The 25,494-nt window shown below is 70.7% G+C and carries 26 protein-coding genes; 12 read left to right on the top strand and 14 right to left on the bottom strand.

All coding sequences use genetic code 11. The features are described 5' to 3' along the window. Window positions 1-107: 107 nt before the first annotated feature. Genes BMW85_RS38850 through BMW85_RS38840 form a run of 3 tightly spaced genes read right to left on the bottom strand, consistent with a single transcriptional unit; the run spans window position 108 to window position 3,225 of the window. Complete coding sequence (locus tag BMW85_RS38850) at window positions 108-932, bottom strand: carbohydrate ABC transporter permease (protein ID WP_091091886.1); 825 nt, start codon at window positions 930-932, stop codon at window positions 108-110. After that, window positions 929-1,858: a carbohydrate ABC transporter permease gene (locus tag BMW85_RS38845; protein WP_091091885.1), complete on the bottom strand. Its 930-nt coding sequence runs from the start codon at window positions 1,856-1,858 to the stop codon at window positions 929-931. The genes BMW85_RS38850 and BMW85_RS38845 overlap by 4 nt, the downstream gene beginning before the upstream one ends. Window positions 1,859-1,863: 5 nt before the next feature. Beyond that, a complete protein-coding gene (locus BMW85_RS38840) occupies window positions 1,864-3,225 on the bottom strand; it encodes an extracellular solute-binding protein (RefSeq protein ID WP_091091883.1) in 1,362 nt (453 codons plus the stop codon). 144 nt (window positions 3,226-3,369) lie between these two features. On the opposite strand from BMW85_RS38840, the gene BMW85_RS38835 reads away from it, so the two are divergent. After that, window positions 3,370-4,443, top strand: coding sequence for a LacI family DNA-binding transcriptional regulator (locus BMW85_RS38835; RefSeq protein ID WP_091091881.1), 1,074 nt, complete (start codon window positions 3,370-3,372; stop codon window positions 4,441-4,443). A gap of 68 nt (window positions 4,444-4,511) precedes the next feature. On the opposite strand, the gene BMW85_RS38830 is transcribed toward BMW85_RS38835, so the two are convergent. Continuing rightward, window positions 4,512-5,471 (bottom strand): alpha/beta hydrolase, encoded by a 960-nt coding sequence (locus BMW85_RS38830; protein ID WP_091091879.1) that lies wholly within the window; start codon window positions 5,469-5,471, stop codon window positions 4,512-4,514. A 330-nt stretch (window positions 5,472-5,801) separates the two neighbouring features. Here BMW85_RS38830 and BMW85_RS48890 point away from each other — a divergent pair, with 330 nt between their 5' ends. Beyond that, a complete protein-coding gene (locus BMW85_RS48890) occupies window positions 5,802-6,083 on the top strand; it encodes a hypothetical protein (protein WP_143082556.1) in 282 nt (93 codons plus the stop codon). A gap of 241 nt (window positions 6,084-6,324) precedes the next feature. Here BMW85_RS48890 and BMW85_RS38820 read toward each other — a convergent pair whose 3' ends face one another. Continuing rightward, entirely contained in the window at window positions 6,325-6,756 is a 432-nt protein-coding gene (locus tag BMW85_RS38820) for a class I SAM-dependent methyltransferase (protein WP_218156124.1), read from the bottom strand. Window positions 6,757-7,057: 301 nt separating this feature from the next. Between BMW85_RS38820 and BMW85_RS38815 the strand changes: the two genes are divergently transcribed. Next, window positions 7,058-8,398, top strand: a complete 1,341-nt coding sequence (locus BMW85_RS38815) for an aspartyl protease family protein (RefSeq protein WP_091091878.1) — start codon at window positions 7,058-7,060, stop codon at window positions 8,396-8,398. Between the two features lie 89 nt (window positions 8,399-8,487). After that, window positions 8,488-8,706: a hypothetical protein gene (locus BMW85_RS38810; RefSeq protein ID WP_091091876.1), complete on the top strand. Its 219-nt coding sequence runs from the start codon at window positions 8,488-8,490 to the stop codon at window positions 8,704-8,706. 305 nt (window positions 8,707-9,011) lie between these two features. Here BMW85_RS38810 and BMW85_RS38805 read toward each other — a convergent pair whose 3' ends face one another. Next, window positions 9,012-9,989 carry a saccharopine dehydrogenase family protein gene (locus BMW85_RS38805; protein WP_091091874.1) on the bottom strand — a complete coding sequence of 326 codons (978 nt, stop codon included), beginning with the start codon at window positions 9,987-9,989 and terminating at the stop codon, window positions 9,012-9,014. Between the two features lie 75 nt (window positions 9,990-10,064). Between BMW85_RS38805 and BMW85_RS38800 the strand changes: the two genes are divergently transcribed. The 3 genes from BMW85_RS38800 to BMW85_RS38790 all read left to right on the top strand — a co-directional run bounded on the left by BMW85_RS38800 (window position 10,065) and on the right by BMW85_RS38790 (window position 12,985). Continuing rightward, complete coding sequence (locus BMW85_RS38800) at window positions 10,065-10,757, top strand: TetR/AcrR family transcriptional regulator (RefSeq protein ID WP_091091872.1); 693 nt, start codon at window positions 10,065-10,067, stop codon at window positions 10,755-10,757. Between the two features lie 284 nt (window positions 10,758-11,041). Continuing rightward, window positions 11,042-12,292 carry a serine hydrolase domain-containing protein gene (locus BMW85_RS38795; RefSeq protein WP_091091987.1) on the top strand — a complete coding sequence of 417 codons (1,251 nt, stop codon included), beginning with the start codon at window positions 11,042-11,044 and terminating at the stop codon, window positions 12,290-12,292. Window positions 12,293-12,367: 75 nt separating this feature from the next. Beyond that, window positions 12,368-12,985: a TetR/AcrR family transcriptional regulator gene (locus tag BMW85_RS38790; protein WP_091091870.1), complete on the top strand. Its 618-nt coding sequence runs from the start codon at window positions 12,368-12,370 to the stop codon at window positions 12,983-12,985. A gap of 252 nt (window positions 12,986-13,237) precedes the next feature. Here the strand turns inward: BMW85_RS38790 and BMW85_RS38785 are convergent, their stop codons facing one another. The 5 genes from BMW85_RS38785 to BMW85_RS38765 form a co-directional block, all read right to left on the bottom strand. Beyond that, window positions 13,238-13,942: a DsbA family oxidoreductase gene (locus BMW85_RS38785; protein WP_091091869.1), complete on the bottom strand. Its 705-nt coding sequence runs from the start codon at window positions 13,940-13,942 to the stop codon at window positions 13,238-13,240. Beyond that, on the bottom strand, window positions 13,939-14,421 hold the full coding sequence (locus BMW85_RS38780; protein ID WP_091091867.1) for a pyridoxamine 5'-phosphate oxidase family protein: 483 nt from the start codon (window positions 14,419-14,421) through the stop codon (window positions 13,939-13,941). Before BMW85_RS38780 ends, BMW85_RS38785 begins: the two co-directional genes overlap by 4 nt. Next, the gene (locus BMW85_RS38775) at window positions 14,421-15,047 is read right to left on the bottom strand and encodes an FMN-dependent NADH-azoreductase (RefSeq protein WP_091091865.1); all 627 of its coding nucleotides are present in this window, start codon (window positions 15,045-15,047) and stop codon (window positions 14,421-14,423) included. The genes BMW85_RS38780 and BMW85_RS38775 overlap by 1 nt, the downstream gene beginning before the upstream one ends. Before the next feature lie 86 nt (window positions 15,048-15,133). Further along, entirely contained in the window at window positions 15,134-16,288 is a 1,155-nt protein-coding gene (locus tag BMW85_RS51600; protein WP_245775313.1) for an SGNH/GDSL hydrolase family protein, read from the bottom strand. Between the two features lie 317 nt (window positions 16,289-16,605). After that, entirely contained in the window at window positions 16,606-17,337 is a 732-nt protein-coding gene (locus BMW85_RS38765) for a TetR/AcrR family transcriptional regulator (protein ID WP_091091864.1), read from the bottom strand. An 88-nt stretch (window positions 17,338-17,425) separates the two neighbouring features. Here BMW85_RS38765 and BMW85_RS38760 point away from each other — a divergent pair, with 88 nt between their 5' ends. The 5 genes from BMW85_RS38760 (at window position 17,426) to BMW85_RS38735 (ending at window position 22,561) form a co-directional block, all read left to right on the top strand. Then, entirely contained in the window at window positions 17,426-18,286 is an 861-nt protein-coding gene (locus tag BMW85_RS38760; RefSeq protein WP_091091862.1) for an SDR family oxidoreductase, read from the top strand. Window positions 18,287-18,524: 238 nt separating this feature from the next. Next, the gene (locus BMW85_RS38755) at window positions 18,525-19,670 is read left to right on the top strand and encodes an FAD-dependent oxidoreductase (protein ID WP_091091984.1); all 1,146 of its coding nucleotides are present in this window, start codon (window positions 18,525-18,527) and stop codon (window positions 19,668-19,670) included. A 508-nt stretch (window positions 19,671-20,178) separates the two neighbouring features. Beyond that, window positions 20,179-20,787: a TetR/AcrR family transcriptional regulator gene (locus BMW85_RS38745; RefSeq protein WP_091091861.1), complete on the top strand. Its 609-nt coding sequence runs from the start codon at window positions 20,179-20,181 to the stop codon at window positions 20,785-20,787. Window positions 20,788-20,879: 92 nt separating this feature from the next. Further along, window positions 20,880-21,416 carry an RNA polymerase sigma factor gene (locus tag BMW85_RS38740; RefSeq protein ID WP_245775312.1) on the top strand — a complete coding sequence of 179 codons (537 nt, stop codon included), beginning with the start codon at window positions 20,880-20,882 and terminating at the stop codon, window positions 21,414-21,416. Continuing rightward, a complete protein-coding gene (locus BMW85_RS38735) occupies window positions 21,413-22,561 on the top strand; it encodes an anti-sigma factor (protein WP_091091859.1) in 1,149 nt (382 codons plus the stop codon). The genes BMW85_RS38740 and BMW85_RS38735 overlap by 4 nt, the downstream gene beginning before the upstream one ends. Before the next feature lie 30 nt (window positions 22,562-22,591). Here the strand turns inward: BMW85_RS38735 and BMW85_RS38730 are convergent, their stop codons facing one another. Genes BMW85_RS38730 through BMW85_RS38720 form a run of 3 tightly spaced genes read right to left on the bottom strand, consistent with a single transcriptional unit; the run spans window position 22,592 to window position 25,201 of the window. Further along, window positions 22,592-23,854 (bottom strand): MFS transporter, encoded by a 1,263-nt coding sequence (locus BMW85_RS38730; protein ID WP_091091858.1) that lies wholly within the window; start codon window positions 23,852-23,854, stop codon window positions 22,592-22,594. Continuing rightward, window positions 23,851-24,303, bottom strand: a complete 453-nt coding sequence (locus BMW85_RS38725) for a MarR family winged helix-turn-helix transcriptional regulator (RefSeq protein ID WP_218156123.1) — start codon at window positions 24,301-24,303, stop codon at window positions 23,851-23,853. The genes BMW85_RS38730 and BMW85_RS38725 overlap by 4 nt, the downstream gene beginning before the upstream one ends. Window positions 24,304-24,355: 52 nt before the next feature. Further along, window positions 24,356-25,201: a TIGR03621 family F420-dependent LLM class oxidoreductase gene (locus tag BMW85_RS38720; RefSeq protein ID WP_091091856.1), complete on the bottom strand. Its 846-nt coding sequence runs from the start codon at window positions 25,199-25,201 to the stop codon at window positions 24,356-24,358. Between the last annotated feature and the right edge of the window lie 293 nt (window positions 25,202-25,494).

Genomic DNA, 25,494 nt, shown 5'->3' with positions numbered 1-25,494 from the left:
GGGACCCGGTCACCGCTTCCCGCGCCACCCGTGATCTTCTTCGGAGGAGCATGGACGACCTCTGCTTTCGCTCGTGGGACGGGGTGGAGACGGCGGGGAAACCGCCGTCAGCCCTTCAGTGAGCCCTGGAGCAGGGCCTTGACGAAGTGGCGCTGGAAGATGAGGAAGATCACCAGGGTTGGGGTCAGGATGAGCAGCGATCCCGCGCACAGCAGCGGGATGTCGGTGCCCCACTGGCCCTGGAAGGCGCCCAGGGCGCCGGACATCGTACGTTTCGCGGGATCGTCCACCAGGACGATGGCCAGCAGGAACTGGTTCCACGTCCACAGGAACAGCAGGATGCCCAGGGACGAGATCGCCGGCATGGCCAGGGGAACGTGGATGCGCCGGAACAGCTGCCACACGTTGGCGCCGTCCATGCGCGCGCTCTCGGACAGCTCGCCGGGCATGTTGACGAAGTGGGCGCGCATCCAGAAGACACTGAACGGCATGAACAGGCCGATGAGCGGCAGGATGATGGCCCAGCGCGTGTTCAGCAGCCCCATGTCGCGGATCTGGTAGTACAGCGGCGTGATGATGCCCTCGAAGGGGAGGGTCAGGCCGAGCACGAACAGCAGGAAGACCACGCGGCCGCCGACGAGGCGCAGGTGGCCGAGTGCGAAGCCGGCCATCGTGCCGAGCAGGATCGAGAGCGGCACCACGCCCAGCACGATGAGGACGCTCGACCACAGCAGCGCCCCCATGTTCGCGGCCTCGAAGGCGCGCAGGAAGTTGCCCCACTGCGGGTCGCCCGGCCAGGCCAGCCCGGCCGGATAGGTGCCCGAGGGGTGCAGGGCGGTGACGAACAGGCTGACGAACGGCAGGAGCGTGACCGCCATCATGAGGATGAGCAGCAGCCGGCCGGTCCAGGCCTCCCGCCGGGCGGTGATCATTTGTTGCCGTCCTTCGCGAACCACTGGATGGGCAGGGCGCAGGCGATCACGAGGAGCATGAGGACCATGGCCAGAGCCGAGGCCGTGCCCACCTCGCGTTCGGAGAAGGCCAGGTAGAAGATCTGCAGGCCGGGCACCATGGTGGTGTTGCCGGGGCCGCCCTGGGTGGCGATGTAGATGATGTCGAAGCTGGCCAGGGCCGCGATGACGGTGACGGTGACACAGACCGCGATCTCCTGGCGCAGGCTCGGGACGGTGATGGAGACGAACTCCCGCCACGGGCCGGCGCCGTCGAGCCGGGCCGCCTCGTACAACGCCGGGTCGATCTTGCTCATGCCGGCCAGGAGCAGCAGCGTGCACAGGCCCAGCAGCACCCACGCGCCGATCATCCCGACCGCCGGCAGGGCGGTGGCGAAGTCGCCCAGCCAGGCGCGGGTCACCCCGCCGAGGCCGACGAGCGTGAGCAGCTGGTTGACCACGCCGGTGGAGGCCAGCAGCCAGCTCCACGCGATGCCGGCCGCCACCAGGGGGATGACCTGGGGCAGGAAGAGCACCGTACGCGCCACGAGGGCGAGCCTGCTGGCCGCGATGCGTCTGATCGTCGCCGCGATGGCCAGCCCGAGCACGACCGGCACGGCGCTGAAGAAGACGATCAGCTGGAAGGCGTTGACCAGCGAGTCGAACAGGTCGGGCTCGGTGAAGACCTTGCCGTAGTTGGCCAGCCCCACCCAGGTGGAGGCGCCGATGCCGTTCCAGTCGTACAGCGAGTACTGGAACGTCAACGTGACCGGGCGCAGGACGAACACCGCGTAGAAGGCGAGCGCCGGGAGGACGAACAGCCAGCCGGCCAGGCCGCGCGCGCGGCGCGGCCTGCTCCTGGCCGGCCGCCGGTGCGCGGACCGGCCACCGGCGGGGTGGGCCGTCACCTGCCTCAGTTCCCTTCGAGCTGGCCGGCGTAGTCGGACTGGACCGCCTTCAGCAGCCCTTCCGGCGTCTGCTGGCCGGCCACCAGCTTCTGCAGGTTGGGGGTCCAGCTCTTGGCGTAGATGGCACCGGTGGCGTTGGCGATGAAGTCCATCGCGCCGTCGTCCTTGGCGATGTCCGCCCCGGCCGCCAGGGTGCTCGCGGTGACCGTGTCGGAGCTGACGTCAGGCATGTACGCGTCCGCCGGACCCACCGGGCGCGATCCGCCGATCTCGACGCCGATCTCCCTGGCCCGCTTGTCGGTGGCCACCCAGTTGAGGAAGAAGGCGGCGCAGTCGGCGTTCTTGGCGTTCGCGGCGATGCCGAAGGTGAGGGGCGCCGACATGGCGGCGACCTTGCCCCCCTGCTGGGCCGGCGGCATCAGGGAGAAGCCGACGCCGCCCGCCATCTGCTTGTCGAGGTTGCCCGACTCCCAGTCGCCGTTGAACATGAACAGGCCCTGGCCGTCGATGAAGCGGCTCATCATGGTCGCGTAGTCGACCGCGTTGACGTCCTTCTGGAAGTAGCCCGCCTTGATCCACTTCTCCAGGTGCTGGACCGCCTGCAGGTTGGACGGGGTGTCGATGGTGGCCCCCGGCTTCTGGAAGATCCAGTCGTTGATGGGGGCGGTGGGGCCGTAGGAGGCCATGAGGTTCTGCAGCGGGAAGGCCAGGCCGCCGGTGGCTCCGCCGTTGAACTGCAGGATGGGCGTGATGCCCGCCTTCTTGGCCTTCTCCAGCGCCTGGTCGAGCTCCGCCAGCGTGGTGGGCGGCGTGGACATGCCGATCTGCGCGGCGAGCTTCGTGTTGTAGAACAGGCCGGTCATGCTCATGTTGAGCCCCAGGGCGTACAGGGAGCCCTCGCCTCGCGGGCGGCCGCCCTGGCCGAGGCGCAGTTGCTCCAGCTGCGAGGCCGGCCACTTGTCCCAGCCGAACGCCGCGGCGTAGGAGTCGAGGTTCTTCAGCAGGTTGTCCTTGACCAGCTCGGAGACCTGGGGCAGGCGCATCAGGTCGGGCGGGTTGTCGGCCAGCACGCGGGGGGCGTTCTGCGTGATGACCGCGAACTGGTCCTCGCGGATGTTCCACGTCACGTTGGGATGCTGCTTGGTGAACTCGGCGGTCAGCGCCTTGGGCAGCGGGAAGCCGGTCTCGAAGTAGCCGTTCATCGTGATCGGCGCCGAGCCGCAGGCGGGCGCCGCGGACATCGGGGACGCGCCGGTGGCCTGAGGTTGCGGACTGTTGCTGCCGGGGGCCGCGCAGGCGGCGGCCAGCGTCCCCAGGGCGATCATCAGCGCGGCCCCGGACCGGCCGGGGCGGACTCGACGAGCCATGTGGATCTCCTCTGCTGCTGGGGACGATCGGCGCGCGGCAGATGTCCCGACTCGTTGCTAAATCGGGTTAGCGCCCGATAGTCTCACCACGCGCGTCGTACGATGTCAACCCCCCGTAACACACTCGCGACGATCGGAGACTAGGTGAGCCCACGACGGGTCACACTGGCCGATGTGGCCAAGGCCGCGGGCGTCTCCCGCACGACCGCCTCGCTCGTGCTGTCCGGCCGTGGCCGCGAGCTGCGGATCTCTCAGGACGTCGAGCAGCGGGTGCTGAAAACCGCCGAGGAGTTGCAGTACCGGCCGAACATCGTCTCCAGGGGCCTGCGCACGGGCAGCAGCCGGACCATCGGCTTCGTCTCCGACACCGTAGCCACCTCACGGCTGGCCGGCGACATGATCAAGGGCGCGCTGGAGGGCGCCCGCGACCGCGGCTTCATGCTGTTCATCGGCGAGACCGAGGGCGACGCCGAGCTCGAACGCCTCCTGCTGCAGGCCATGCACGACCGTCAAGTGGACGGGCTCATCCTGGCCTCGATGTTCACCCGCACCATCAAGGTGCCCAAGACCATCACCGCCGCGCCCGCCGTGCTGCTCAACGCCTTGCCCAAGCAGCCCGCTCCCCTGCCCGCCATCCTGCCCGACGAGGTCGAGGCCGGCCGCCGCGCGGCCCGCGTCCTGCTCGACGCCGGTCATCGCGACGGCATCTACCTCATCGGCGCCGGGCCGCGCCTGCGCGACGTGCCCACGGAGAGCCTCGCGGCGGTGGAACGGCTCATCGGCATCCGCGAGGCGCTCGGCGAGGCGGGAGTCCAGGTGGCCGGCGCCCGCACCTGCCCGGACTGGCAGCCCGACTACGGCCTCGAGGCGACGCGGGACCTGCTGCGGACCGTCCAGCCGCGTGCCCTGATCTGCTTCAACGACCGGATCGCCATGGGCGCCTACCAGGCGCTCGACGACTTCGGGCTCAAGGTGCCCGCGGACGTCTCCATCGTCTCCTTCGACGATCACCCGATCGCCTCATGGGTGCGGCCCCAGCTGACCACCGTGGCGCTGCCCCACTACGAGCTGGGCCGCAAGGCCGTGGACGTGCTGTTCACCGAGATCGAGCGCGACCGCTCGGCCGCCGGCGGGGTGGGCGAGGTGCACCGGGTGCCGATGCCCGTACGCCACCGCGAGTCCGTCGCGCCGTCGTCCGCCGCGGGCTCGTCCGGCTGATCGCCCGAGCGGCCCCGCCCGGGTCCGGCTCGCCAGGCGTAAGGGAGCGTCGGAGATGCCCTGCTCTGTCAGAGGTTGTCGAGGAACTCCAGGAGGAGGCCGTTGACGTCGTCGGGGCGTTCCTGCTGGATCCAGTGGCCGCAGTCCAGGAGATGGCTGCCGGTCAGATTCGGGAGGGTACGGGGGTAGGCGTCGATGGCGTCGGACAGCCACATGGTGGAGGCGTCCCGCTCGCCGCCGACGAACAGCGACGGCTGCGTGATCGGGGCCCCGGCGTAGGGGGCCAGGTCTTCCCAGTCGCGGTCCATGTTGCGGTAGCGGTTGAGCGCTCCGGTCAGCCCGGTCCGCTCGAACTCCGCGGCGTAGAAGTCCAGATCCTCCTCCGTCAACCAGGACGGCAGGGCCCCGGCGGGGAACCGCTCGCGCAGGGTGCCGCCCTCCCGGGTGACGAAATGCGGGTCGGGAGCGCCAGGCCCGGCCATGGTGTCGCCGGACAGAGCGCGGTAGAACCCGGCGAGCCAGCCCCTCACGTCGGGCTCGATCTCGGACTCGGCCTGGCCGGGCTCCTGGAAGTAGGAGACGTAGAACTCCTCCTCCCCGCCCATCCGAGCGAACGCCTCGCTCGGCCGGGGACCGCCAGGCGGCGCGTAGGGCACGCTCAAGATGCCGACCGCACGGAACGTCTCCGGTGCCAGCAGCGCGGAGTGCGCGGCGATCGTCGCCCCCCAGTCGTGGCCGATGATCACCGCCGAGGACTCGCCGAGCGCCCGCACGACCGCGACGTTGTCGGCGACCAGGTCGAGCATCCGGTAGGCGGCGGGGTCGCGCGGCTTGGACGAGCGCCCGTATCCCCGTACGTCGAGAGCGACCACCCGGTAGCCCGCCCGCGCCAGCGCGGGCAGCTGCCGCCGCCAGGAGTACCACGACTCGGGGAACCCGTGCACCAGCAGCACCAGCGGCCCGCTGCCCTGCTCCACCAGGTGGACGCGCCCCGCGCCCGCTTCCACGATCCGATGCACGACGGTCATCGTGCCCCCTCCTCGACCTGCACTTCCTTGATCGTGCCGACCCTAGGCGCGCAGCTTCCCAGGGACCAAGATTCGTTGCCACCTTGGCAAACGCGTTTTCCCCGGCCGTGTACGACTGTGTTCCAGGCGGCAGGTGCGGGGCCGGCTGCCGCCGCTTACACCGGCGATGCCTGCCGGGTGCGTTGTTCAGCGCGGAGAACACCGGGCCGAAGCCCGCGGCCGCACCTGTGCCGACTCCTCCGAAAAGGGTGGTTTTGTTCGTGAGAGTTGACCGCATGGCGTGGCTTACGGTGAGACGCTGGATGCGCTTCGTGATGAAGGAGCGTCCTCATGCCCTCGTCGAAGGTCGATCTGTACGCCGCGATCCGCCGCGATACCCGCACCGGGATGTCGGGCTGTGCGATCGAGAAGAAGTACCGGGTCGGTCGGCGGACGATCGTCAAGGCCCTGGCCTCTGCGTGGCCCGAGCCGCGGAAGCAACTGCCGCCCAGGGCGTCGAAGCTGGACCCGTTCAAGCCGGCGATCGATGAGATCCTGAAAGCGGACCCGGACGCGCCGCACAAGCAGCGGCACACCGTCACGAGGATCTGGCACCGGCTGATGGACGAGTAGCCTACGTCGCCGAGCGTAAGCCGCAGATCCGGGCGGAGGCCGGCCGGGGAGGATGTCAAGTGCTTCCTGTTCTGCCTGCGGCTGTCGTTCTCCGGCAAGGCGGTCCACCGGGTCTCCCTGTCAGGCGGGTAGGAGGCGTTCTTCGAGGGCCACGAGCACGCGTTCCGCGTCCTGAGAGGGGTGCCGGCCGGGAAGATCCGCTACGACAACCTCAAGTCCGCGGTCGCGCAGGTGATCGGGTTCAGCCGGTCGAGGGTGGAGACCGCACCATCCTGTCCCCCTCCCGGACGTGCGGTGGGTTCAGGCGCTCAACGCGATGATCGACGGGTGCAGCAGTCCACCAAGATCCGATGCCTCTGCCGGAGAGCCTCGTTGCTGTCATACCCTGCCGCGATCCCGCGACCGCCGCTCTGAGGTCCAGCTCGACGCCCTCTTGGGCCGCACGGGTACAGGCTTGTTCGAGCATGGCCGGTGAGACGTCGATCCCGATGACCCGCTGGCCGGTCGCCTTGGGGACGGGGATGGCTACGCGTCCGTTCCCGACGCCGAGTTCCACCACCGGGCCGTTCGCCTCACGGGCGAGGCCGACGTAGAAGGCGATGGCGGCGACCATGTGAGCCGACCACTCCTCATACCGGTACGCGAACGCCTCGTCCCAAGATGTGGTGACCACCGCCCCATGATCACATCGGCGGCTGGGCGCGAGCGATCCGATTGACCACGCCACCCGAGCACGGCCGTGGGAGTCCCTCCGGCCGGATGCGCGCGCGTTGTCTGCCGCATGCCGCGGCTTGTCGACGTCGGTTGCGGCCGTGACACGGTCATGACACTGCGCGGACGGGGCGGGGACACGGCCGGCCGACAGTGGGTGTGGGGGTCGGCGGCCGAGGTGCCGAGCGTACGGCGAAGCCCGGCCGTGGCCGGCCCACCGGACAGGAAGGTCCGGTGAAGGCGACCACGAAAGGGAGAAGGCCATGGCTGATGACAGACAATGGGACCGGCGTTCGCTGCTGCGGGGCGCCGCCGTGCTGGCCGGCGCCGCCACGGCCGCGCCGCTGCTGGCAGAGACTGCCATGGCCGCGCCGTCGCTGAGCGGGACCGCCACGGCGTTAGCCGGTAGCGATGAAGCTGACGCGCTGTTCAAGGCCGGCAAGTTCGAGCAGGCCGGCCGCGCGTACGAGGAGATCCTGAAAACAGACTCCAAGAACCTGCACGCGGCCCGCCGGCGTGGCTATGTCGGGCTACTGTCCAACCAGTTCACCGATGCGGAGAGATATCTCAAGCTGGCTGTCACGTTGGCGCCCGACGACAGGGATGCCAACCGGCTGCTGGCCGACTGCTACATCCGGCAGGACAAGCTCTCCCTCTCCGCACCCCATTGGCGAGTCGCCGAAGAGGACAGCTACGCCAAATGGTTCGCGTCATTCTCTGGCGAGGCGTATCAGGTCCACGGCGACTCGGCGCAGCTGAAGTGGAAGCAGATGGATCCGATACCGCTGGTGGAGGGAGTCTCGGTCAACGGCGGGCCGGCGAAGACCTTCACGTTCTACACCGGCGCTCCCAATCTGCAGGTGACGGGGTCGGTGGCCAAGGAGGCCGGGCTGAGCCCTGTCGTCAGTGAGAAAATCGATTTCCTGAACGGCACCGTGTGGGTGCACTACGGGGCGCTGGAGTCGATCAAGCTGGGCGGCATCGAGCTGCGTAACGTCCCTGTGAGCTGGTCGACGACGGATTCGGGCGAAGATGTCGACACCGACAGCGACGGCATGATCGGCATGTGGGTCTTCTACCACTTACTGACCACCTTCGACTACGCGGGCCGGCAGCTGATCCTGCGCCGCCGGACCCCCGAAACGGCCAGGAAGGCGCGCGCGGCCGCCGCACGGGCAGGCACCAAGCCCTTGCCGATGTGGCTGGCCCGCGAGCACGCGCTGCACACCAGGGGTAGCATCGCCGGCGGTGCCGGCTCCGGCACCGGGGCGGTGGGCGTGCTCTTCGGCGGAGAGAGCGAGGTCGCCGGGATCGTCAATGCGGAAACGGCCAAGCAGTTGCAGGTCCGCATCGACCGTGACCGCCCGGTCGAGACCTTCGCCGGCAGCCACCCGACCGTCGCCTACCCCTGCTACCCGAAGGAGATGCGCCTCGGCGACGTCGCCGCCAACGGCATCTACTGCTTCACGCCCCCCAACGCGCCGCTCGCCCCCAACGGGTTCGACGTGCCGGTCTCCTTCTTCCACAGCTTCCACAAGCCCTGCACCATCACCCTCGACTTCACCGATATGAGCCTCTACATCGCCCGCGGCCAGTCCGCCTGATCACCGCGACCGCACGGGCGTCATTCGAGCAACCTGCGCCTTGCCGACTGGTACGGGCTAAGAATCTCCGTTTCTGGATTCCGTCGAGGGTGATCAGCCGACATGACGCCCGTCAGTTTCACGAGGATGTCCTGCGGCGAATCGACCTCGACATCAGACACAGCCAGGGGAAGCCTTATATCACCTCCGACGAGAAAGTGCTGGAGCTCGCCCGAGCCCTGGTGGATGCCAAGGTCGGAGGATACGACGCAATGATCGGCGAACGCCTTGAGGGCCGACTGGACAACGTGATGTTCAGAATTGTTTAGGTGGTTGGAATCCCGGTCCTCTTCTGCTGCGTCGTTCTGATGGGCGCTGGCCTTCTCGAGACTTTTGGTGTGCCGCTACCCGGCCTGGCCCGGCTGGAATTGTTCATGTTTCTGGCGTTCGTTGCCGGCTTCGATTTCCTGGCCGTCGCCATGCGGTGGTGGCGTTCGACACAGCGCATCCCGACCGCGCGTTCCACGTCATCGCGCTGTATCTCTTCGTGGCGGGTTTCCATCTCGATCTCTTGGCGTCGTAAGTCCTTGCTCGGGGCCCGGCCGGCGAGCGACGGGACCGCCTCCCGCGCGGCTCAGCGATCGATGTCGAGGACGAACCCGTCGGCGGCCAGCTCGGTCAGGAAGGCGGTCGGGTCCACCAGTTGCTCGATGTGGCGCACGCCGGTCGGCAACCCCGGCAGGTGGCGGACGAGCAGCGCGGCCGCGCGACCGGTCGCACGACTCTGTGAGTGCCCGCTGAGGGACGCCTGAGCCGTGCCGGCGCTGACCGTCACGGCGAAACCGTCGCTTCCGAGGTGGATCTTCGCCAGCGCCCTGAGCAGCAGCTCTCGTATCCGGGGACGGCGCAGCAGCCCTGCGATCGCTGGCCGCCGGGCGGCGGCCAGCAGCGTGGTGAAGAGGCGGGAGTCCAGGCACAGGCCCGTGCGGGCGGACGGCACAGCGATCGTCCGGGGCAGGGTGTACTGGTCGGAGAAGGGGAAGCGATGGACGGTACGAGCACCGTACGGCTCCGGGAAGGCCGTCGTCCACGAGCCTTCGAGCACGCCCAGCCCGTCCAGTGTCCAGGCGATCGCCGCCGAGCCGTGCTGCTCCCCCGAGCCGAGCAGCACGCCGATGTCCAGGCCGCTGTCCGGCGACCGCTCGGCGACCACGCGTGCCAGCAGGTTGGTGACGCCGGGAACAAGGCCGACGCTCAGGGCGGCGGTCGCACCGTGCGCCGTGGCGAGGTCGTCCAGCTCCTCGACCGCGGCCAGCACGTCGTGGGAGGCCGACACGTCGACATAGCCGATGCCGCGCTCCAGGCAGGCGCGGGCGACGCGGTCGTTGCCGACCTCGGCGCACATGAGCACCGTCGTGACTCCCTCCAGTGACGTGGCCAGGTCAGCGGGGTCGGCGGCGTCCACGCGAACCGACGTCACACCGGGAATGGGCCTTGCCCGGTCGGGATGACGCCCGCCGACGATCACCTCCATGCCGGGACGTCCCGACAGAGCCAGGGCGGCCTCGCGACCGACCGCGCCGTATCCGCCGAGGATCAGGACGACGCTCATCGACGATCCCCTCCCTTGTGCTGTTTTCGTAGTCACACTACAAGAATGTTTTCGTAGTGGCGCTATAGTCAAGTCGTGAGCGCAGCACCACCACGACGAAACGACAGCGGCCGTACTCCCGGCAAGGAGGACGGCAGGACGGCACGGGCCAGGTCGACCCGCGCCCGCATCCTCGCGGCGGCCACCGAGCTGTTCACCACGAACGGCTACACGAGCACGAGCATCAATGCCATCGCGGCCGAGGCGGGCGTGGGCGAACAGACCGTCTACTACGCCTTCAGCACCAAGCGGGCCATCCTCGCCGCGGCACTCGACCTGGCCGTCGCGGGCGACGACGAGCCGGTGCCCACCCTTGAACGCCCCTGGGCGCGGGACGCGATCGCCGACCCGGACCCGCTCGGGCAGCTCCGCCGCCAGGTGGCCGGCGCGGGCAGGATCTACTCGCGGGCCGCTCCCCTCCTGGACGTCGTACGCAGCGCCGCCACCGCCGATGCCGACCTCGCCGAGGTCTGGACCACGAACGTCCGGCAGCGCCTCACCGTGCTACGCGTCTTCGCCGAGGCGCTGGCCCGTAAGACGCCCCTGCGCGACGGGCTCACCAGCGAGCTCGCGGCCGACGTCGCGCTGACGATCCTGTCCCCCGAGACGTACAACCTGCTGGTCCACAGCCGCGGCTGGAGTCAGGCGCGCTGGCGGGGCTGGGCCTTCGACGCCCTCGTCGGCCTGCTCACCACCCTGCCCCGCCCTGATCAGAGCACCTGCCCGTGACGCCGCAGGAGATCGCCGACGACGTCGCCTGCCGCTGGCCACCCTTCCGGGCCCGAACCCGTACGACCGTGATCGACACGGTAGCGACCGCTACTTCTCACGATGTAGTGCCTGCAGAGTCCTGCATCCCGGGTGCCGGGCGGAGGTGTCTTCCGAGGCAGGACGACCTCTGACCGGGCCGCGGGCCACGATGGTTCCCCACGGGCCAGGCCCGCGTCCGGGCCGCGGGAAGCACGCTCGCATTCATCGACAACGAAGGGGCGAACGGCATGAAGATGCAACTGATGGCATGGGCAAGCGCGGCCGTGCTGGGGGTCGGCGCGGGCACGGTGACCGCGGCGCCCGCCTCCAGCGAGACGGCGGTCGTGCCGGCCGGCGCCTCAAGCTCGGTGACCGGCGTCGATCCCGCGCGGCTGAAGTCCGCCCTGGACGACGTCCACCGCGCGGGCATGCCCGGGCTGTTCGCCGAGGTGCGCTCACACGGCCGGTCGTGGCGCGGCGCCTCCGGGGTCGCCGACCTGAAGACCGGCCGTCCCGTCGCGCCCGGCATGCTGCATCGCGTCGGCAGCCTCGCCAAGACATTCGTCGCCGCCGCGGTCCTGCAGCAGGTCGAGAAGGGTCGAGTCGAGCTCGACGCGCCCATCGGCCGCTATCTGCCGCGCCTGGTGCCTGGCGTACGCGGCGAGCAGATCACGGTACGGATGCTGCTCAACCACACCAGCGGCATACCGGAGTACCTCGGTTATGCGTTCCCTTCCCTCGAGCCGTTTCCTTCCCTGCCGGACATGTCGCCCAAGAGTCTGGACGACAACCGGTTCAGGCGGTTCACCCCGCGCGAGCTGATCGAGATGGGACTCAAGGCGCCCGCCGTCGGCACGCCCGGAGCCTCGCCAGGCGTGTACGCCAACACCAACTACCTGATCCTCGGTGAACTCCTGGAGAAGGTGACCGGCACCACCGCCGAGAAGTACATCACCCGCAACGTCATCGAACGCGCCGGCCTGCGGCACACCATGTTCCCGACCGGACCGCGGATCGAGGGACCGCATTCCCGCATGTACGAGGCGTTCTTCGGCCTGATCGACCCGCCGCGCGACTACAGCGTCTATGACATGTCCTGGACCGGGGTGGGGGCCTCGCTGGTGTCGACCGTGGAGGATCTCAACCGCTTCTTCGGCATGCTGCTCGACGGCCGGATCGTCAAGCCGTCATCGCTGGCCCAGATGCAGCGTACCGGCCCGGTCATCAGCCAGTCCGGGCAGCAGATCTCCTACGGCCTCGGCCTGCACGTTCTCGAGATTCCGGGCTGCGGCACCTTCTGGGGCAACGACGGGACGGTCTGGGGCGCCCAGACGGAGACCTGGATCCGCGCCGACGGCGAGCGCCGGATCTCCGTCGCGATGAACCTCGCACGGTGGAACACCATGGACTCCTCGGGCCGGCCGCAGCGCCACCCCATCGACGACGCGCTGTCGGCCTTGAAGCGGCAGGCACTGTGCGGCGACGCGGACGCCCCCGCTGAGAACGCCTCCTAGACTCCTCCCGGCCTCAAGGGCGGTGACCGTCTCGTGCCTGCGGATCCCGCAGGCATTGGACTACAGTCCGCTTACATGGAGGAGCTGGAGATGCTGGGCGCGCGGCCGCCCAAGGAGCGCGCGGACGCGGCTCGCAACCGGCGTAAGGTGCTGGCCGCCGCGGCCAGGCTGTTCGCCGAGAAGGGCGTGGAGTCGGTCTCCATGGACGCGGTCGCCGCGGCGGCCGGGGTGGGCAAGGGCACGCTCTTCCGCCGCTTCGGCGACAAGTCGGGTCTTGCGGCGGCGCTGCTCGACGAGCGCGAACGCGACCTGCAGCAACACATCCTGTCCGGCCCGCCGCCGCTGGGGCCGGGCGCGCCCGCCCGCGACCGGCTGGCCGCCTTCTTCGCCGGCTACCTGGAGTACGTGCTCGGGCACCTGGACCTGGTCAGGATGTCCGAGACCGCCAGCCCCGGCGCCAGGTTCCGCATCGGCGCCTACCGGTTCTGGCACCGCCACGTCGCCATCCTGCTGGCCGAGGCCCGTCCGGACGCCGACGCCGAGCCGCTGTCCCACGCCCTCCTGGCGGCCGTGAGCGCGGAGGTGGCGGGGGTCCTGCGGGCCGAGTACGGCGCCGGCCGCGCCGCCGCCGCCGTCACCTGCCTGGTGGAGTCGGTCTCTCACCAGCCGCGGGTGGCCCACGATTCCAGGTGAGGGCGTTCCGCCGCGTCCCGTCGTGTCAGGGCCGTGGCCGGGGTGGACGCGGGCCGTCCCCGGCAGGTCCAGCAGCCGGCGTACGGACCGGATGATCGTCGGGAGGTCCGGCAACGGCGGCCCGGCGAGGCCCGGGCCGCCAGGGAACAGCGGTGAGCAGGTGCCCGTCAACGCCCGGCGACACGCCGCCGGGCGTGTGCCCGGGGGCGTGCAGCACCCCCACCACCACCCGTTTGAGCACCAGCCCGCCGCTCACCGAGCCGCGCGCTTAAGCAGGTCGTCGTAGGCACCGGGGTCGAAGGAGTCCACGACGGGGAAGCCGGCCGCCCACGGCCCCTGCCAGGAGACGCTGATGCCGGGATTGTGCGTGCTCGTCCCGTCGGCGAAGCGCAGCGTGGGGCTGCCGGTGATCGCGTCGGTGCCGGAGATCGCGAAGTCCCGCACGACGTCGGCGCGGTGGCGGCCGTCATCGAGGGCGCCGCGCAGCGCGGCCACGTCCACGCCCCCGCCCGGCACCCCGGCGGCGACGTCCAGGATGACCTGGCGGTGGCTGATCGATCGGGAGTGCGTCCAGAACGCCTGGCGCAGCGCGAGGTCCAGCTCCTCCCCCGCCTCGAGGCTCTGCGCGCTCGCGGCGTGCACGGCCTCGGCGGCCAGGAGCACGGTGTGGGGGTAGAGGTCGTCGGGGGCGGTCCAGACGCGGAAGTTCGCGTCGGGCTCGATCTGCCCGAGCCCGACGGCCTCGGTGTCGGTGCCGCGCCGAGGGTGCGGGCCGTTGAATAGTTCGAGGGGAAAACTTCGGTGCTCGACCCTGACCCGGCCGTCGAGCCCGAGCCGTGCGCGGGCCCGGCGCAGCCAGATCAGCCCGACGTAGGCGAACGGGCACAGCAGGTCGGACCAGACCTGGATGGTGCCCGCCGCGACCGGCGGCGCGGCGGGGTCGAGGTTGTCCGTCATGTGTGCTCCTCGTGCTCGGTGCCCGGCGGGTTGGTGGTGAAGCGCTCCGGGCGCAGCAGGACGGCGGCCCGGCGCTCGGCGGCCATCGCCCGGTCGTACGCGCCGAGGTCAGGATGCTCGCCCCCGGCCGCATGATAGATGTCGCGCAGCAGCGCGGGCAGCGCGGCAGGGCCGAGGCCGGGCAGCGGGTCGTCCGGGCCGGCCAGCTCGACCGGCCCGCGGACCGCCGCCCACTCCCAGCCCGACCGGAACGCGAGCGTGGCCCGTGGCAGGGCGCGCAGGTTCGCGAGCTTGGCCGTGCCGCCGCGCGCCACGAACGCGACCACCGTCTCTCCGCTGACCGGGTGCGGCAGCACGCCCGCGTTGACCACGCTCACGGACGGCTCGCCGTCGGCGCGCGTGGTCACCAGGATCGCCAGCCAGTGCTCGGCGGCGCCGTAGCGGCGGATCAGCCGCAGCCCCTGCTCGCCGAGAGCCATCAGAAGCTCTTGGCCAGCTCTCGGGCGTGCGCCTCGGCCTGCCGGAGCGTCTCGTCGCGGTCGCCGGTGAGCGTGGGGTGGAAGCGGATCTCGCTGATGTCGGTGAGGCCGGTCCAGCGCAGCCAGTCGGTGAAGTACGTGGACTGAAAGTCGCTGCCGAACTCCGGGCCGAGCCCCGGCCCCCACACGGCGCTGGTGTAGACGACGGCGACGCGGGTGCCGCGCCCCTCCAGCAGGTGGCTGTAGCCCTTCTCCGGGTCGACGCCGAAGATCCAGCCGGGCTGGCTGACGACGTCGATGAGCTGCTTGAGCACGTACGGCACCGACCCGTTCCACATCGGGACGCTGAACAGCAGCCGCTCGGCGGAGGCGAAGCGCTCGAACACGCGCCGGGCGGCGGCCCACGCCGCGGCCTCCTCGCCCTGCGGCTGGCCGCCGCCGAAGACGGTCATCTTGGCGCGCGCGCCGGCGGCGAAGTCCGGCAGGGAGCCTTCCCACAGGTCCCAGTGCTCGATCTCGTCGCCCCCGTGGGCGTCGCGGTAGGCGTCCGTGAACGTGCGGGCGATGCGCAGCGAATCGGAGTCCTCGCCGCGCGGCGAGGCGGAGATGTGCAGGAGCTTCGGCACGGGAGCACCTCTTTCTCGACAGTATCGGACCGTGGTCCGCTTAGTTGCGAGAACTATATGGACCACGGTCCGATTGCGTCAAGCGGTCAGGTGCGGGTCCAGCGCTGGTTGGCGGCGCCGTTGCAGGACCAGATCTGGAGCCTGACGCCGTTGGCGGTGGAGTAGTTGGGCACGTCCAGGCACTTGTTCGCGCCGATCGCGGTGATGCTGCCGTCGGCGTTGAAGCGCCACTGCTGGTTGTTCTGGCCGTTGCAGTCCCAGATCACCACCTGGGTGCCGTCGGCGGTGCCGCGGCCGGACACGTCCAGGCACTTGCCGCCGTAGACCCGCAGCTCGGCCGCACCGGTGGCCTCCCAGCGCTGGTTGGCCTGGCCGTTGCAGTCGTAGATCTGCACGGGCGTGCCGTTCGTCTGCGCGGCGCCGGACACGTCGAGGCAGCGGCCCGAGCCCACGCCCCTGATCGCGCCGGCCGTGGAGCCGGGGGCGCCGGGCTCGCCGATGCTGCCGGACACCGACTGCAGCGCGGCGTACCAGGCGGCGGCCATCTTGTCGTAGCCGCCGGCGGTGGGATGGATGCCGTCGATCAGGTCGGCGGTGGTGAGCTTGCTGTGCATGTCGACCAGGTGGACGCGCTTGCCGGCGCTCACCTTGCTCTGGACGATGCCGGGGATCGCCGCGTTGAAGGTGCGGGCGGCCGACTCCTGGCCGGCGTTGGACAGCGGAATGATCGTCGCGACGAAGACGTCCGCGTTCGGCGCGCCCGCGGTGACGTGGTCGATCAGCGTGGACAGCCGTTGCGGCGCACCGGCCACGTTGTAGTTCTGCAGGACGTCGTTGGTGCCGAGGTGCAGCAGCACCGTGCGCGGCGTGTACGAGCGCAGCCAGCCGGCGATGTTCGCGTCGATCTGGTCGATCCGCCAGCCCGGATGGCCCTCGTGGTCGTGGTCGCCCAGGCCGGCGGGCCCGTTGAACTGCGAGCCGACGAAGTCAACCGTGTACCGGCCGCCGAGCAGGCGCTGCCACAGCCCGATCCGGTACCCGCCCGGCACCTGCGTGCCCTCGGTGATCGAGTCGCCGAGCGGCATGACCCGCGTCCCGCCGTTGGACTCGGCGGCGGCAGTCCCCGTCCCCGTAGCCATGGCGGCCACGACGAGCGCCAGTGCCGAGAGCGCGGCGGCGCAGCGGCGTCTCCAGGCGCGTGGGCCCGCCGTACGGGCGGGGGGCGAATCGATTGGGGTCAAGGGGACCTCCTGACATGTTGTTAGCGCTAACATTTCGCCGCCCAATGCGGCGCTCCTTACGTGAGGGCTGCTGGGGTGGTGGTGGTGTCTGGCGGAGCAAATACCTCGCGGCGGCATCCGTCAAGCGCCCGCCCCCGCCTGTGACGGCCCGCGCCGGCCCGCCGGGACGCTCCCACCAGGCATGAACCGGTTACGGGCGCGCGGCGGCGTTCCATGAAACGTTCACGGCGCGGCCCTCTCCTGCCGGCGTCGGTGGTGAGCGGCAGGAGCCCCGGCCTCGACCGGGCGCGCAGGGCCGGGCTCGGCTGCGCGGTACGTCAACCTCGACGCGGCGCGCGGCCGTCCGCTGCCAGGCGGGTGAGCCATTCGCGCAGCAGGTGCTGCTCGGCGTCGCTCAGGACGTCGGCCTCGTCGGGGAGGGCGGCGCGTAGCGCGCGGGCCGCCGCGGCGGGGCCGGTCTCCGTGGCGGGGACCGTCGGTTCGATGCGGGTGATGGCGGCGATCATGGCCTCGCGCAGGACGGTCAGCAGCGCCGGGTTGCGGCGTTCCGGCGGGGTGGAGTGCCAGGTGATGACCGCGCCTCGGCCGGTGGCCTGGATGATCTGGGCGGCCAGGTCCTCGTCGACCCGTAGCCATCCCCCGGCCGCCAGCCGGCGCACCCGGCCGTGGAGGATCTCCAGGCCGGCGCGGTGTGCCAGGTCCGCGCCCCGGCTGGTGGCCCTGTTCATCACCGCGAACAGTTCGGGGCGGGAGATGCCGAACTCCACGACCGTGTCCCAGCCGCGGCGCAGGTCCTCCACCGCGTCCTGCGGTTCGGGGTCGAGCAGTGCGCGTTTGCTCTCCAGGAACTGGGCGTAGCCGTGCTCGGCGACGGCCTCCAGGAGCCCTTCCTTGTCGCCGAAGAGGCGGTAGATCGCCGGGGGTTGCATGCCGGCGGCGGCGGCGACCGCGCGGGTGCTCACCGCGTCAGGGCCGCCGCTCTCCAGGAGCTCGACGGCCGCTTCGACGATGCGGCGACGGGGGCTGTCGGTGGTGTCGCGGGTAGCCATGAACCAACGATATCGAGGATTTGGTTCCACTGATATTCCAGTGTTAACGTCACGGTGATTCCACTGGAAACACCGTGAGGAGAACACCGTGATCATCGTGACCGGAGCCACCGGGAAGCTCGGCCGCCGCACTGTCGAACGCCTGCTGGAGCGCGTACCCGCCGACCGCGTCGGCGTCAGCGTCCGCGATCCCCGCAAGGCCCAGGACCTCGCCGACCGCGGCGTCCGTGTCCGGCAGGGCGACTTCGACGACCCCGACTCACTCGTGCTTGCCTTCGAGGGGGCCGAACAGGTGCTCCTCGTCTCCCTCGACCGCATCGGCGAGGAGTGCGTCACCGGCCATCGCACCGCCATCGAGGCCGCCGTGAAGGCAGGCGTCGGCCGCATCCTCTACACCAGCCAGATGGGCGCCGCCCACGACTCCCGCTTCCAGGCATGCCGGGACCACGCCCGTACCGAGGACCTGCTGCGCGCCACCGGTCTGCCCTGGACCGCGCTGCGCAACGGCTTCTACGCGGCCAGCGCCCTGCAGTTCCTGGAGCCCGCTCGCCACACCGGCGACATCGCCCTGCCCGCCGACGGCCCCGTCGCCTGGACCGGGCACGACGACCTCGCCGAAGCCACCGCCGCGATCCTCGCCGAGGAGGGCCGCTTCGAGGGGCCCACCCCGCCGCTCACCGGCGCGGCGGCGCTCGACTTCGGCACCGTCGCCGAGATCGCGTCCCGGGCCACCGGACGGCCCTTCACCCGCACCGTCGTCCCCGACGACGCCTTCCGCGAGCAGTTCCTGGCGCACGGCGCCCCGGCCCCGATCGCCGACCTGATGGTGAGCATCTTCGCGGCGGCGCGGAACGGCGAGTTCACCGCCGTCGGCCCGACGCTCGCCGAGCTGATCGGGCGAGAGCCCGCCGGCTTCGGCACCCTGCTGGAGGGTGCCTGGGCCGAATAGGCCCGGTCCAGCACCGGCGCCACCGCCACAGGGAGTGCCGCCTGCCGTGGCCACGGCCTTCAGGAAGGGCGCTCGCAGGAAGGCCAGATGGTCCTCACGCGCACGGACCTGGTGCAGGCGCCGGCGGCGGGGTCGCCGCCGGCGCCGACGGCCAGGGGAACTGGTCACCGCCGGCACGCCGGTCGTTGAAAACAAATGTATGATCTGTTTTCACAGACAAGGGGAAGGGGACGTGGACATGCGTGCCATCATCATCGGAGCGGGGATCGCCGGACTCGCCGCAGCGCTACGCCTGCACCAGGCGGGCTGGGAGACCTTAGTGGTCGAGCGGTCCCCGCAGCGGCGCGGCGGCGGCTACGGGGTGACGTTCGGCGGCATCGGCTACGACGGGGCCGAGCGGATGGGCGTCCTGGCCGAGCTGAAGCGGCGCGCGTTCGTGACGCGCGAGCTGGTCTACCGCAAGCCCAGCGGCGAGCGCCGCTTCGCGCTCAGCGGCGAGACCATCGCGGCCACCATGGGCAGGAAGTCGTTCAACATCCTGCGCGGCGACATCGAAGCGGTGCTGTACGAGGCCGTCGCCGATCACACGACGATCCGGTTCGGCACCACGATCACGGCTGTCGAGCAGGACGCGGACACGGTGCACGTCACGCTCAGCGACGGTGGCACCGAGCGCGCCGACCTGCTCATCGGCGCCGACGGGCTGCACTCGGCGACGCGGGCCCTGGTGTTCGGTCCGGAGGAGGACTACCGGCTCGACCTGGGGCACCGGGTCGCGGTCTACATGCTGAAGCAGCGGCCGGAAGGTCTGCCCGCGGAGACGACCGGCTCGATCAGCTCGGGCGGGCGCACGTTCGCGATGATGAGCGTCGGCGACGGCCGCACGGCCGCCTTCTTCGGCTACCGCACGGACGGCGGCCGGGCGGAGGCGTCGCTGGAGGAGCTGGGCGAGCTCTACGGCGACATGGGCTGGCTGGTCCCCCAGGCTCTGGAGGGCCTGAAGACGGCCGACTCGGTCTACTTCGACGCCATCAGCCAGATGGTGGTCGACCGGTGGAGCACCGGCAGGGTCGTGCTGCTCGGCGACGCCGCGTGGTGCGTGACGCTGTTCGCCGGCTACGGCTCCTCGCTGGCCGTCGGCGGCGCCGACCGGCTCGGCGCCGCACTGGAGCGTCACGGCGACGACGTCCTGGCCGCACTGGCGGAATGGGAGGCCGAGCTGCGACCGGAGGCGGAGAAGAAGCAGCAGCTCGGCCGCCGGGTCAAGGGCGTCTACGCCCCGCGCAACCCGCTGGTGCTGGAGCTGACCCAGCTTCCGCTGCGGCTGTCGTCGTGGGGGCCGGTGCGCCGGATGATCGAGCGCAAGTTCCAGCTGGCGCGCTGAGAGGGTGACGATGCACGTACTGGTCAGGGGCGGCACCCACCACATCGGGCGTGCCCTGGTGGAGGTCGCGCTGCGGCGGCGACACCGTCACCACGCTCAACCGCGGCCTGTCGCGCCCGCCCGCGCCGGGCGTCGAAGCGCTGGCCGCCGATCGCACCGACCCGGGCACGGTACGACGGGTCCTGGGCGAGCGCTCGTGGGACGCCGTGATCGACACCTGGGCGTGGGCGCCGAGCGTGGTCCGCGACAGCGCCCGGCTGCTGGCCGGCCGGGTCGGGCACTACGGTTACGTCTCCAGCCGCGCCGTGTACGCCTGGCCCTGGCCGGCCGGAGCCGACGAGAGCGCGCCGCTCGTGGCGGGCGATCCCGCCCCTCGCCCTGACACTCCGTCCCCCGGCCCAGTGGTTCGAGCCGGCTCGGGAACGGCACGTCCTGCAGCTGGTCCGGTCCCGCGGTGCAACGTGAAAACATTCGATCGATCTGTTTCGACCATCGGAAGGTGCACCTCATGCCTCCCGCCTTCTCGGCCGCGGAGAAGACGCGCATCACGCGGCTGCTCCTGGACAACGGCCTGCGGCTGTTCACCACGCAGGGACTGCGCAAGACCTCCCTGGAGGACCTGGTCGCGGGGACCGGGATCGCCAAGAGCACCTTCTACGTCTTCTTCGACTCCAAGGAGGCGCTCTACCTGGAGCTGATGCTCGCCCAGATGGCCGAGGTCAAGAGCCGGGTGATCGACGGGGCGCTACGCAAGGAGCCCGACACCCGCGCCGGGCTGCGCGCCTTCCTGCACGCCACGCTGGCCGAACTGGACGGCAACCCTCTCTACGGCAGGCTGATGACCCACCCCGAGGAGATGGAGGCCGTGGTCAGGAAGCTGGATCCGGAACGGGTGACCTCCGCCCCGGACAACCCGGTCACCGCCCTGGCGGCCTTCCTGACCGAGCACGGTGACGACCTCGTCGGCCACGACCCGGAGGTGATCGTCGGCGTGCTGCAGGCCGTCCTCATGATGCCGCTGCACCGCGACCGGCTGGCCCGTCCGGACCTGTACCCGGAGATCCTCGACCGGCTCATCGACATCGTCGCCACCGGCCTCACCCGTCCTGCGCAGTGACGAGGCGACCGCACGTGTGACTTCCGTCTCACCAGGCAACCTGGACAGCGGGCAGGCATGGAAGAGGTATGCGATTCGCGAGTCAACGAGCGGTGGAGGAACCGGCGCCACCGCCGCAGGGAGTGCCGCCTGCCGCGGCCACGGATGAGGCCGTCCTGGCCGAGCTGTTCCTGACCGAACGGCTGGGCCTGGTCCGGTTGGCGTACCTCCTGGTGGGCGATCAGGAAACGGCCGAGGACGTCGTCCAGGACGCCTTCACGGCACTGCACCGCCGCTGGAGCCGGCTGTCCGACCATGATCGGGTCCTGCCCTATCTGCGGGCGAGCGTGGTGAACGGTTGCCGCATGATCCATCGGCGGCGGTCCGTCATGAGCCGGTTCACCGGCGACCGGCAGACGCCGTCCCGGTCGGCGGAGGCGGCCACGCTGCTCGGGGAGACGCGCCGGGAGGTGTCGGCGGCCGTACGCGCCTTACCCCGCCGCCAACGAGAAGCCGTGGTGCTGCGCTACTACCTCGGCCTGTCCGAGGCGGAGATCGCCGAAACCATGGGGATCAGCCGCGGCACCGTGAAATCGACCGTCTTTCGAGCCCTGAAGGCGCTCACCGTGAAACTGGAGGGAAAGCGATGACGTCATGGCTCGAAGACCAGCTCCGTGACGCCCTGACGGCCGACGCCGAGCAGATCCGCCCGGAGACCCTGCGTCCCGCCGAACCTGTGGCGCCGCGAACGATCGTTCGCAAGCGCCGGTTCGCCCTGGCGGTCCCGTTCGCGGCGGCGCTCGCCGTCGTGGTCATCGGCACGGTCGCCGCCGTCGTGGCCGGGACAGCGGGTACGACTCCGGCCGGGCCCGCGACGAGCACCCTCGCCGGTCCGCGTTTCCTGCTGATCGCCGGCAACGACGGCGTGACGGTCCACGACGCCCGTACCGGGAAGGTCACGAGCCGGCTCGGGCTGCCCCCGACCCCGCAGGGGAGCTTCCGGGAGCCCGGCGGCTATCTGCTCGCGGGCGCCGGCGACGGCGCGACCTTCTACGTCGCCCAGAGCGTGCAGTCCCGCGAGACGCAGGTGAGCAGCACGAGGTTCTACCGCGCTCGCATCGATGATCAAGGCAAGCAAGCCGAGCTGGTTCGTGACGTGATCCCCGAAGTGACCGGTACGGCGGCGAGCTCCCTCGCCGTCACCAGCGACGGCACCCGGCTCGCCTACAGCCTCGACGGCAAGGTGTGCGGCCAGGGGAAGACACTGCGCTTCTGCCCCGGGGCCCAGCTCACGGTCGTCGACCTGCCCACGGGAACGACCCGGAGATGGACGACGAACGCCGCAGAACAGATCGAGAGCCTTTCCTGGACGGCCGATCGCCGCACGCTCGGTCTCGTCGTCAAGACCGAGGCCCGGATCCTGGACACGACCGCCCCCGGCACCGCGCTCGCGGCCGGCCAGGTCATAGCCGCGGGTACGGAGGTCACCACCTCGACGATCAGCCCGGACGGACGCAGCATGCTGATCGGCCACACCCGACCGCCCCACTACACCATCGACGAGTACTCCGTCCCGGACGGACGCAAGATCCGTACCCTGGTGGACAGGAGCCACGACGGCGACAGCATGGCGCGCTGGAACCTGATCCGTTACGACGCCACAGGCCGGCATCTGCTGCTCGGGGGGAACTTCGAGCCACTGAGCAGAGTCGACGACGGCCGGATCACCCCCCTGATCGGGCCCGGAACCCCCCAGCCCTTGGGGTCCCGGCCAGAGATCCAGGCGGCCTGGTAACCGGCCCCGGCCTGGACCCCTGAGTGGCGCTCAGCTCGGCGTGCCGGTGCCCGCCTCGGCGGCCTCGACCAGCTCGGCGTCCGGCTCGCCCTGCCGGGCGTGGGCGTCCACCTCGGCCTGGTTGCGTTCGGCCCGCATCAGGTCGCGGTGGCCGGTGGCCAGGATCGCGATGCCGACCAGGATGGCGACGGCGCCGACCAGGAAGGGCACGTGCACGTTGTAGTGCTCGGCCAGTTTGCCCGCCGCGAACGGGGCCAGGCCGCCGCCGATGAAACGCACGAACCCGTACGCCGCCGAGGCCACGGGCCGTTCCACCGGCGCGACCATCATCACGGCCTGGGTGGTGAGCGTGTTGTTCACGCCGATGAAGACGCCCGCCACGACGACCGCGGCGATCAGTACGGGCCGGTTGTCCACGAAGGCGGCGATGACGAAGACGACGACCGCGAACAGAGCGAGGTTGCCGTAGAGCGTACGGGCCAGGCCGAGCTTGCGCTGCAGCCAGGGCGCGCCGGCGACCGAGAAGATCGCCACCATCAGGCCCCAGCCGGTGAAGACCAGGCCGAGCTGGATGGCGTCCAGCTCCATGGGGAAGGGGGCGTAGCCGAGCACGGTGAAGAAGCCCCAGTTGTAGCAGAGCGCGGTCAGGCTCATGATCAGCAGGCCGCGGTGGCGCAGGGCCTTGAGCGGGTCGAGCAGCGAGGTCTTGCGGGCCGGCTTGGGCTGCGGGCGCACCAGCACGACGGTCGCGAGCAGCGCGACGGCCATCAGCACGGACACGCCGTAGAAGGGGCCGCGCCAGCTGATGTGCCCGAGCGCGCCGCCGAGCAGGGGGCCGACGGCGATGCCGAGACCGAGCGCGGCCTCGTACAGGATGATCGCGCCGGAGAAGCCGCCGCTGGCGGCGGCCACGATGACGGCCAGCGAGGTCGCCACGAACAGCGCGTTGCCGAGGCCCCAGCCCGCCCGGAAGCCGATGATGCCGCCGATGCTGTCGGAGGAGCCGGCGAGCGCGCTGAACACGACGATCAGCACGAGACCGGCGATGAGCGTCCACTTGGCGCCGATGCGGCTGGACACCCAGCCGGTGACCAGCATGGCGACGGCCGTCACGACCAGATAGCTGGTGAACAGCAGCGTCACCTGGCTCGGCGAGGCGTGCAGGTCGGAGGAGATGGCGGGCAGGATCGGGTCCACCAGGCCGATCCCCATGAAGGAGACCACGCAGGCGAACGCCACCGCCCAGACGGCCCTCGGCTGGCGGAACGGGCTCTGGGCGGTGCCCCCGCTCATGCCTCACCCCCGTAGGCGAGGTCGGTCAGCCGTTCGAGGGCGGGCAGCGCGGCGGCGATGGCGGCACGGTCGGCCTCGGGCAGCTCGGCGAGCAGCTCGGCCAGCCGCTTGGCCTGTACGGCCCGTCGCCTGGCCAGCTCGGCGCGGCCGTGCTGGGTGACGGCGACCAGCACGACGCGGCCGTCGTCGGGGTCGGGCAGGCGCTCGGCCATGGCCTCGCGTTCGAGCCGGGAGACGAGCTGGGTCATGGCGGGCTGGGTGACGCCCTCGATCGCGGCCAGCTCGGTGAGCCGGCGCGGGCCGAGGCGTTCCAGGTTCGCCAGCGTGGACAGGGCCGTGATCGACAGGTCTCGGGGGACGTCGAGCAGGCGCATCATCGTCCTGACCCGGGCCAGGCCGACCGCGAGCTCCATCTCGTCCGCCCGTGGGGAGGGGGGATCAAGTTCCATAAGGAACTTATATCACTGGCTTATATGTATATCGATGGATGGGTGGCGGCGGTCAGCGCAGCCGCTCGATGACCTTGCCGAAGGCGTCCATGGCGGAGTCCATGACGGTGACGTACGTGAAGCCGAAGCGTTCCCCGTCCGCGCGCACCTGCTCGGCGATCTGCGCCGGCGTGCCGACGTACAGGGTCGGCACCTCCAGCAGCTCCTCGGTGGTGAGATCGGGGGCGTAGCGGCGCAGGCCCTCCACGCCCGCGCGCCGGTCGCGGGTCAGCACCGTGGCCTTCGACAGCACGTTGAGCTCCAACCGGGCGGCCCGTTCGCCGGCCGCGGCCCGCAGGTACGCAACCCGCTCCATCAGCGCCCCGGCGGTGACGAGCGCGCTGCGGCCGTACTCGGGGCGGTGGCGGGCGCCGGTGAACCCGGCGACGTCGGCGTGCCGGGCGGCCAGGCGGAGCACGCGGTCACCGTGCCCGCCGATCAGGAGCGGCGGCCGGGCGGGCAGGCCGTCCACCGTACGGACCAGCCCGGCGAGGCGGGCGACCCGGGTGGCCGGGGCGAAGGGCAGCCCGGCGGCGGCGAACTCGGTCTCGACGTAGCCGGTGCCGAGCCCCAGCTCGAAGCGGTCGCCGAGGAGCCCGGTGAGGGTGGTGACGTCCCGGGTGAGCATGGCGGGACGGTGGAAGCTGGCGTTGAGCACGTACGTGCCGATCGCCGGGCGCTCGGTGGCCTCGGCGGCGAGCACGGCGGTGGGGATGGGCGACAGGAGGTTGAGGTGGTCGGGCACCGCGATCACGTCGAAGCCCAGCGCCTCGGCGCGACGGCAGCGGCCGATCCACTCCTTCCTGGTGGCGTGCTCGGCGATGATCACAACGCCGAACCTGGTCCTGGCTCCGGTCATGGTCAAGCAGCCTTCCTGGCGTCGTCGGGTGGGGCGGTCACGGCGAACGCGGCCAGCGCCAGGCCACGGGCGGCCGTCCAGGTGCCGGTGAAAGCGCGGCCTCCTCGCGCTGACTTCTGCGGGAACACCGGAACGGTAACCAAATGTGATATTCACGAAAAGGGCAATGCCGGAATTCTGTAGCTCAGGCACCGGACATTAGGGGTTCGCATAGGGGCCGGGAACGCATACCCTATTGCGCAGACTTTTACCGGTGGCAGGATTGACAACTAATTACCTGCACCTTTACTAGT

The sequence above is a fragment of the Nonomuraea wenchangensis genome, from assembly GCF_900111685.1.
GTDB lineage: Bacteria > Actinomycetota > Actinomycetes > Streptosporangiales > Streptosporangiaceae > Nonomuraea > Nonomuraea wenchangensis.
This window is presented reverse-complemented; position numbering and strand designations above follow the sequence as displayed.

Coding starts and splice junctions, on each gene's coding strand:
- BMW85_RS38765 (WP_091091864.1), bottom strand. CDS start 17,337: ATGGCTACCCGCGACACCACCGACAGCCCCCGTCGCCGCATCGTCGAA.
- BMW85_RS38755 (WP_091091984.1), top strand. CDS start 18,525: ATGCGTGCCATCATCATCGGAGCGGGGATCGCCGGACTCGCCGCAGCG.
- BMW85_RS38735 (WP_091091859.1), top strand. CDS start 21,413: ATGACGTCATGGCTCGAAGACCAGCTCCGTGACGCCCTGACGGCCGAC.
- BMW85_RS38830 (WP_091091879.1), bottom strand. CDS start 5,471: ATGACCGTCGTGCATCGGATCGTGGAAGCGGGCGCGGGGCGCGTCCAC.
- BMW85_RS38840 (WP_091091883.1), bottom strand. CDS start 3,225: ATGGCTCGTCGAGTCCGCCCCGGCCGGTCCGGGGCCGCGCTGATGATC.
- BMW85_RS38720 (WP_091091856.1), bottom strand. CDS start 25,201: ATGACCGGAGCCAGGACCAGGTTCGGCGTTGTGATCATCGCCGAGCAC.
- BMW85_RS48890 (WP_143082556.1), top strand. CDS start 5,802: ATGCCCTCGTCGAAGGTCGATCTGTACGCCGCGATCCGCCGCGATACC.
- BMW85_RS38725 (WP_218156123.1), bottom strand. CDS start 24,303: ATGGAACTTGATCCCCCCTCCCCACGGGCGGACGAGATGGAGCTCGCG.
- BMW85_RS38805 (WP_091091874.1), bottom strand. CDS start 9,989: ATGAGCGTCGTCCTGATCCTCGGCGGATACGGCGCGGTCGGTCGCGAG.
- BMW85_RS38780 (WP_091091867.1), bottom strand. CDS start 14,421: ATGGCTCTCGGCGAGCAGGGGCTGCGGCTGATCCGCCGCTACGGCGCC.
- BMW85_RS38795 (WP_091091987.1), top strand. CDS start 11,042: ATGGCATGGGCAAGCGCGGCCGTGCTGGGGGTCGGCGCGGGCACGGTG.
- BMW85_RS38815 (WP_091091878.1), top strand. CDS start 7,058: ATGGCTGATGACAGACAATGGGACCGGCGTTCGCTGCTGCGGGGCGCC.
- BMW85_RS38850 (WP_091091886.1), bottom strand. CDS start 932: ATGATCACCGCCCGGCGGGAGGCCTGGACCGGCCGGCTGCTGCTCATC.
- BMW85_RS38745 (WP_091091861.1), top strand. CDS start 20,179: ATGCCTCCCGCCTTCTCGGCCGCGGAGAAGACGCGCATCACGCGGCTG.
- BMW85_RS38790 (WP_091091870.1), top strand. CDS start 12,368: ATGGAGGAGCTGGAGATGCTGGGCGCGCGGCCGCCCAAGGAGCGCGCG.
- BMW85_RS38785 (WP_091091869.1), bottom strand. CDS start 13,942: ATGACGGACAACCTCGACCCCGCCGCGCCGCCGGTCGCGGCGGGCACC.
- BMW85_RS38730 (WP_091091858.1), bottom strand. CDS start 23,854: ATGAGCGGGGGCACCGCCCAGAGCCCGTTCCGCCAGCCGAGGGCCGTC.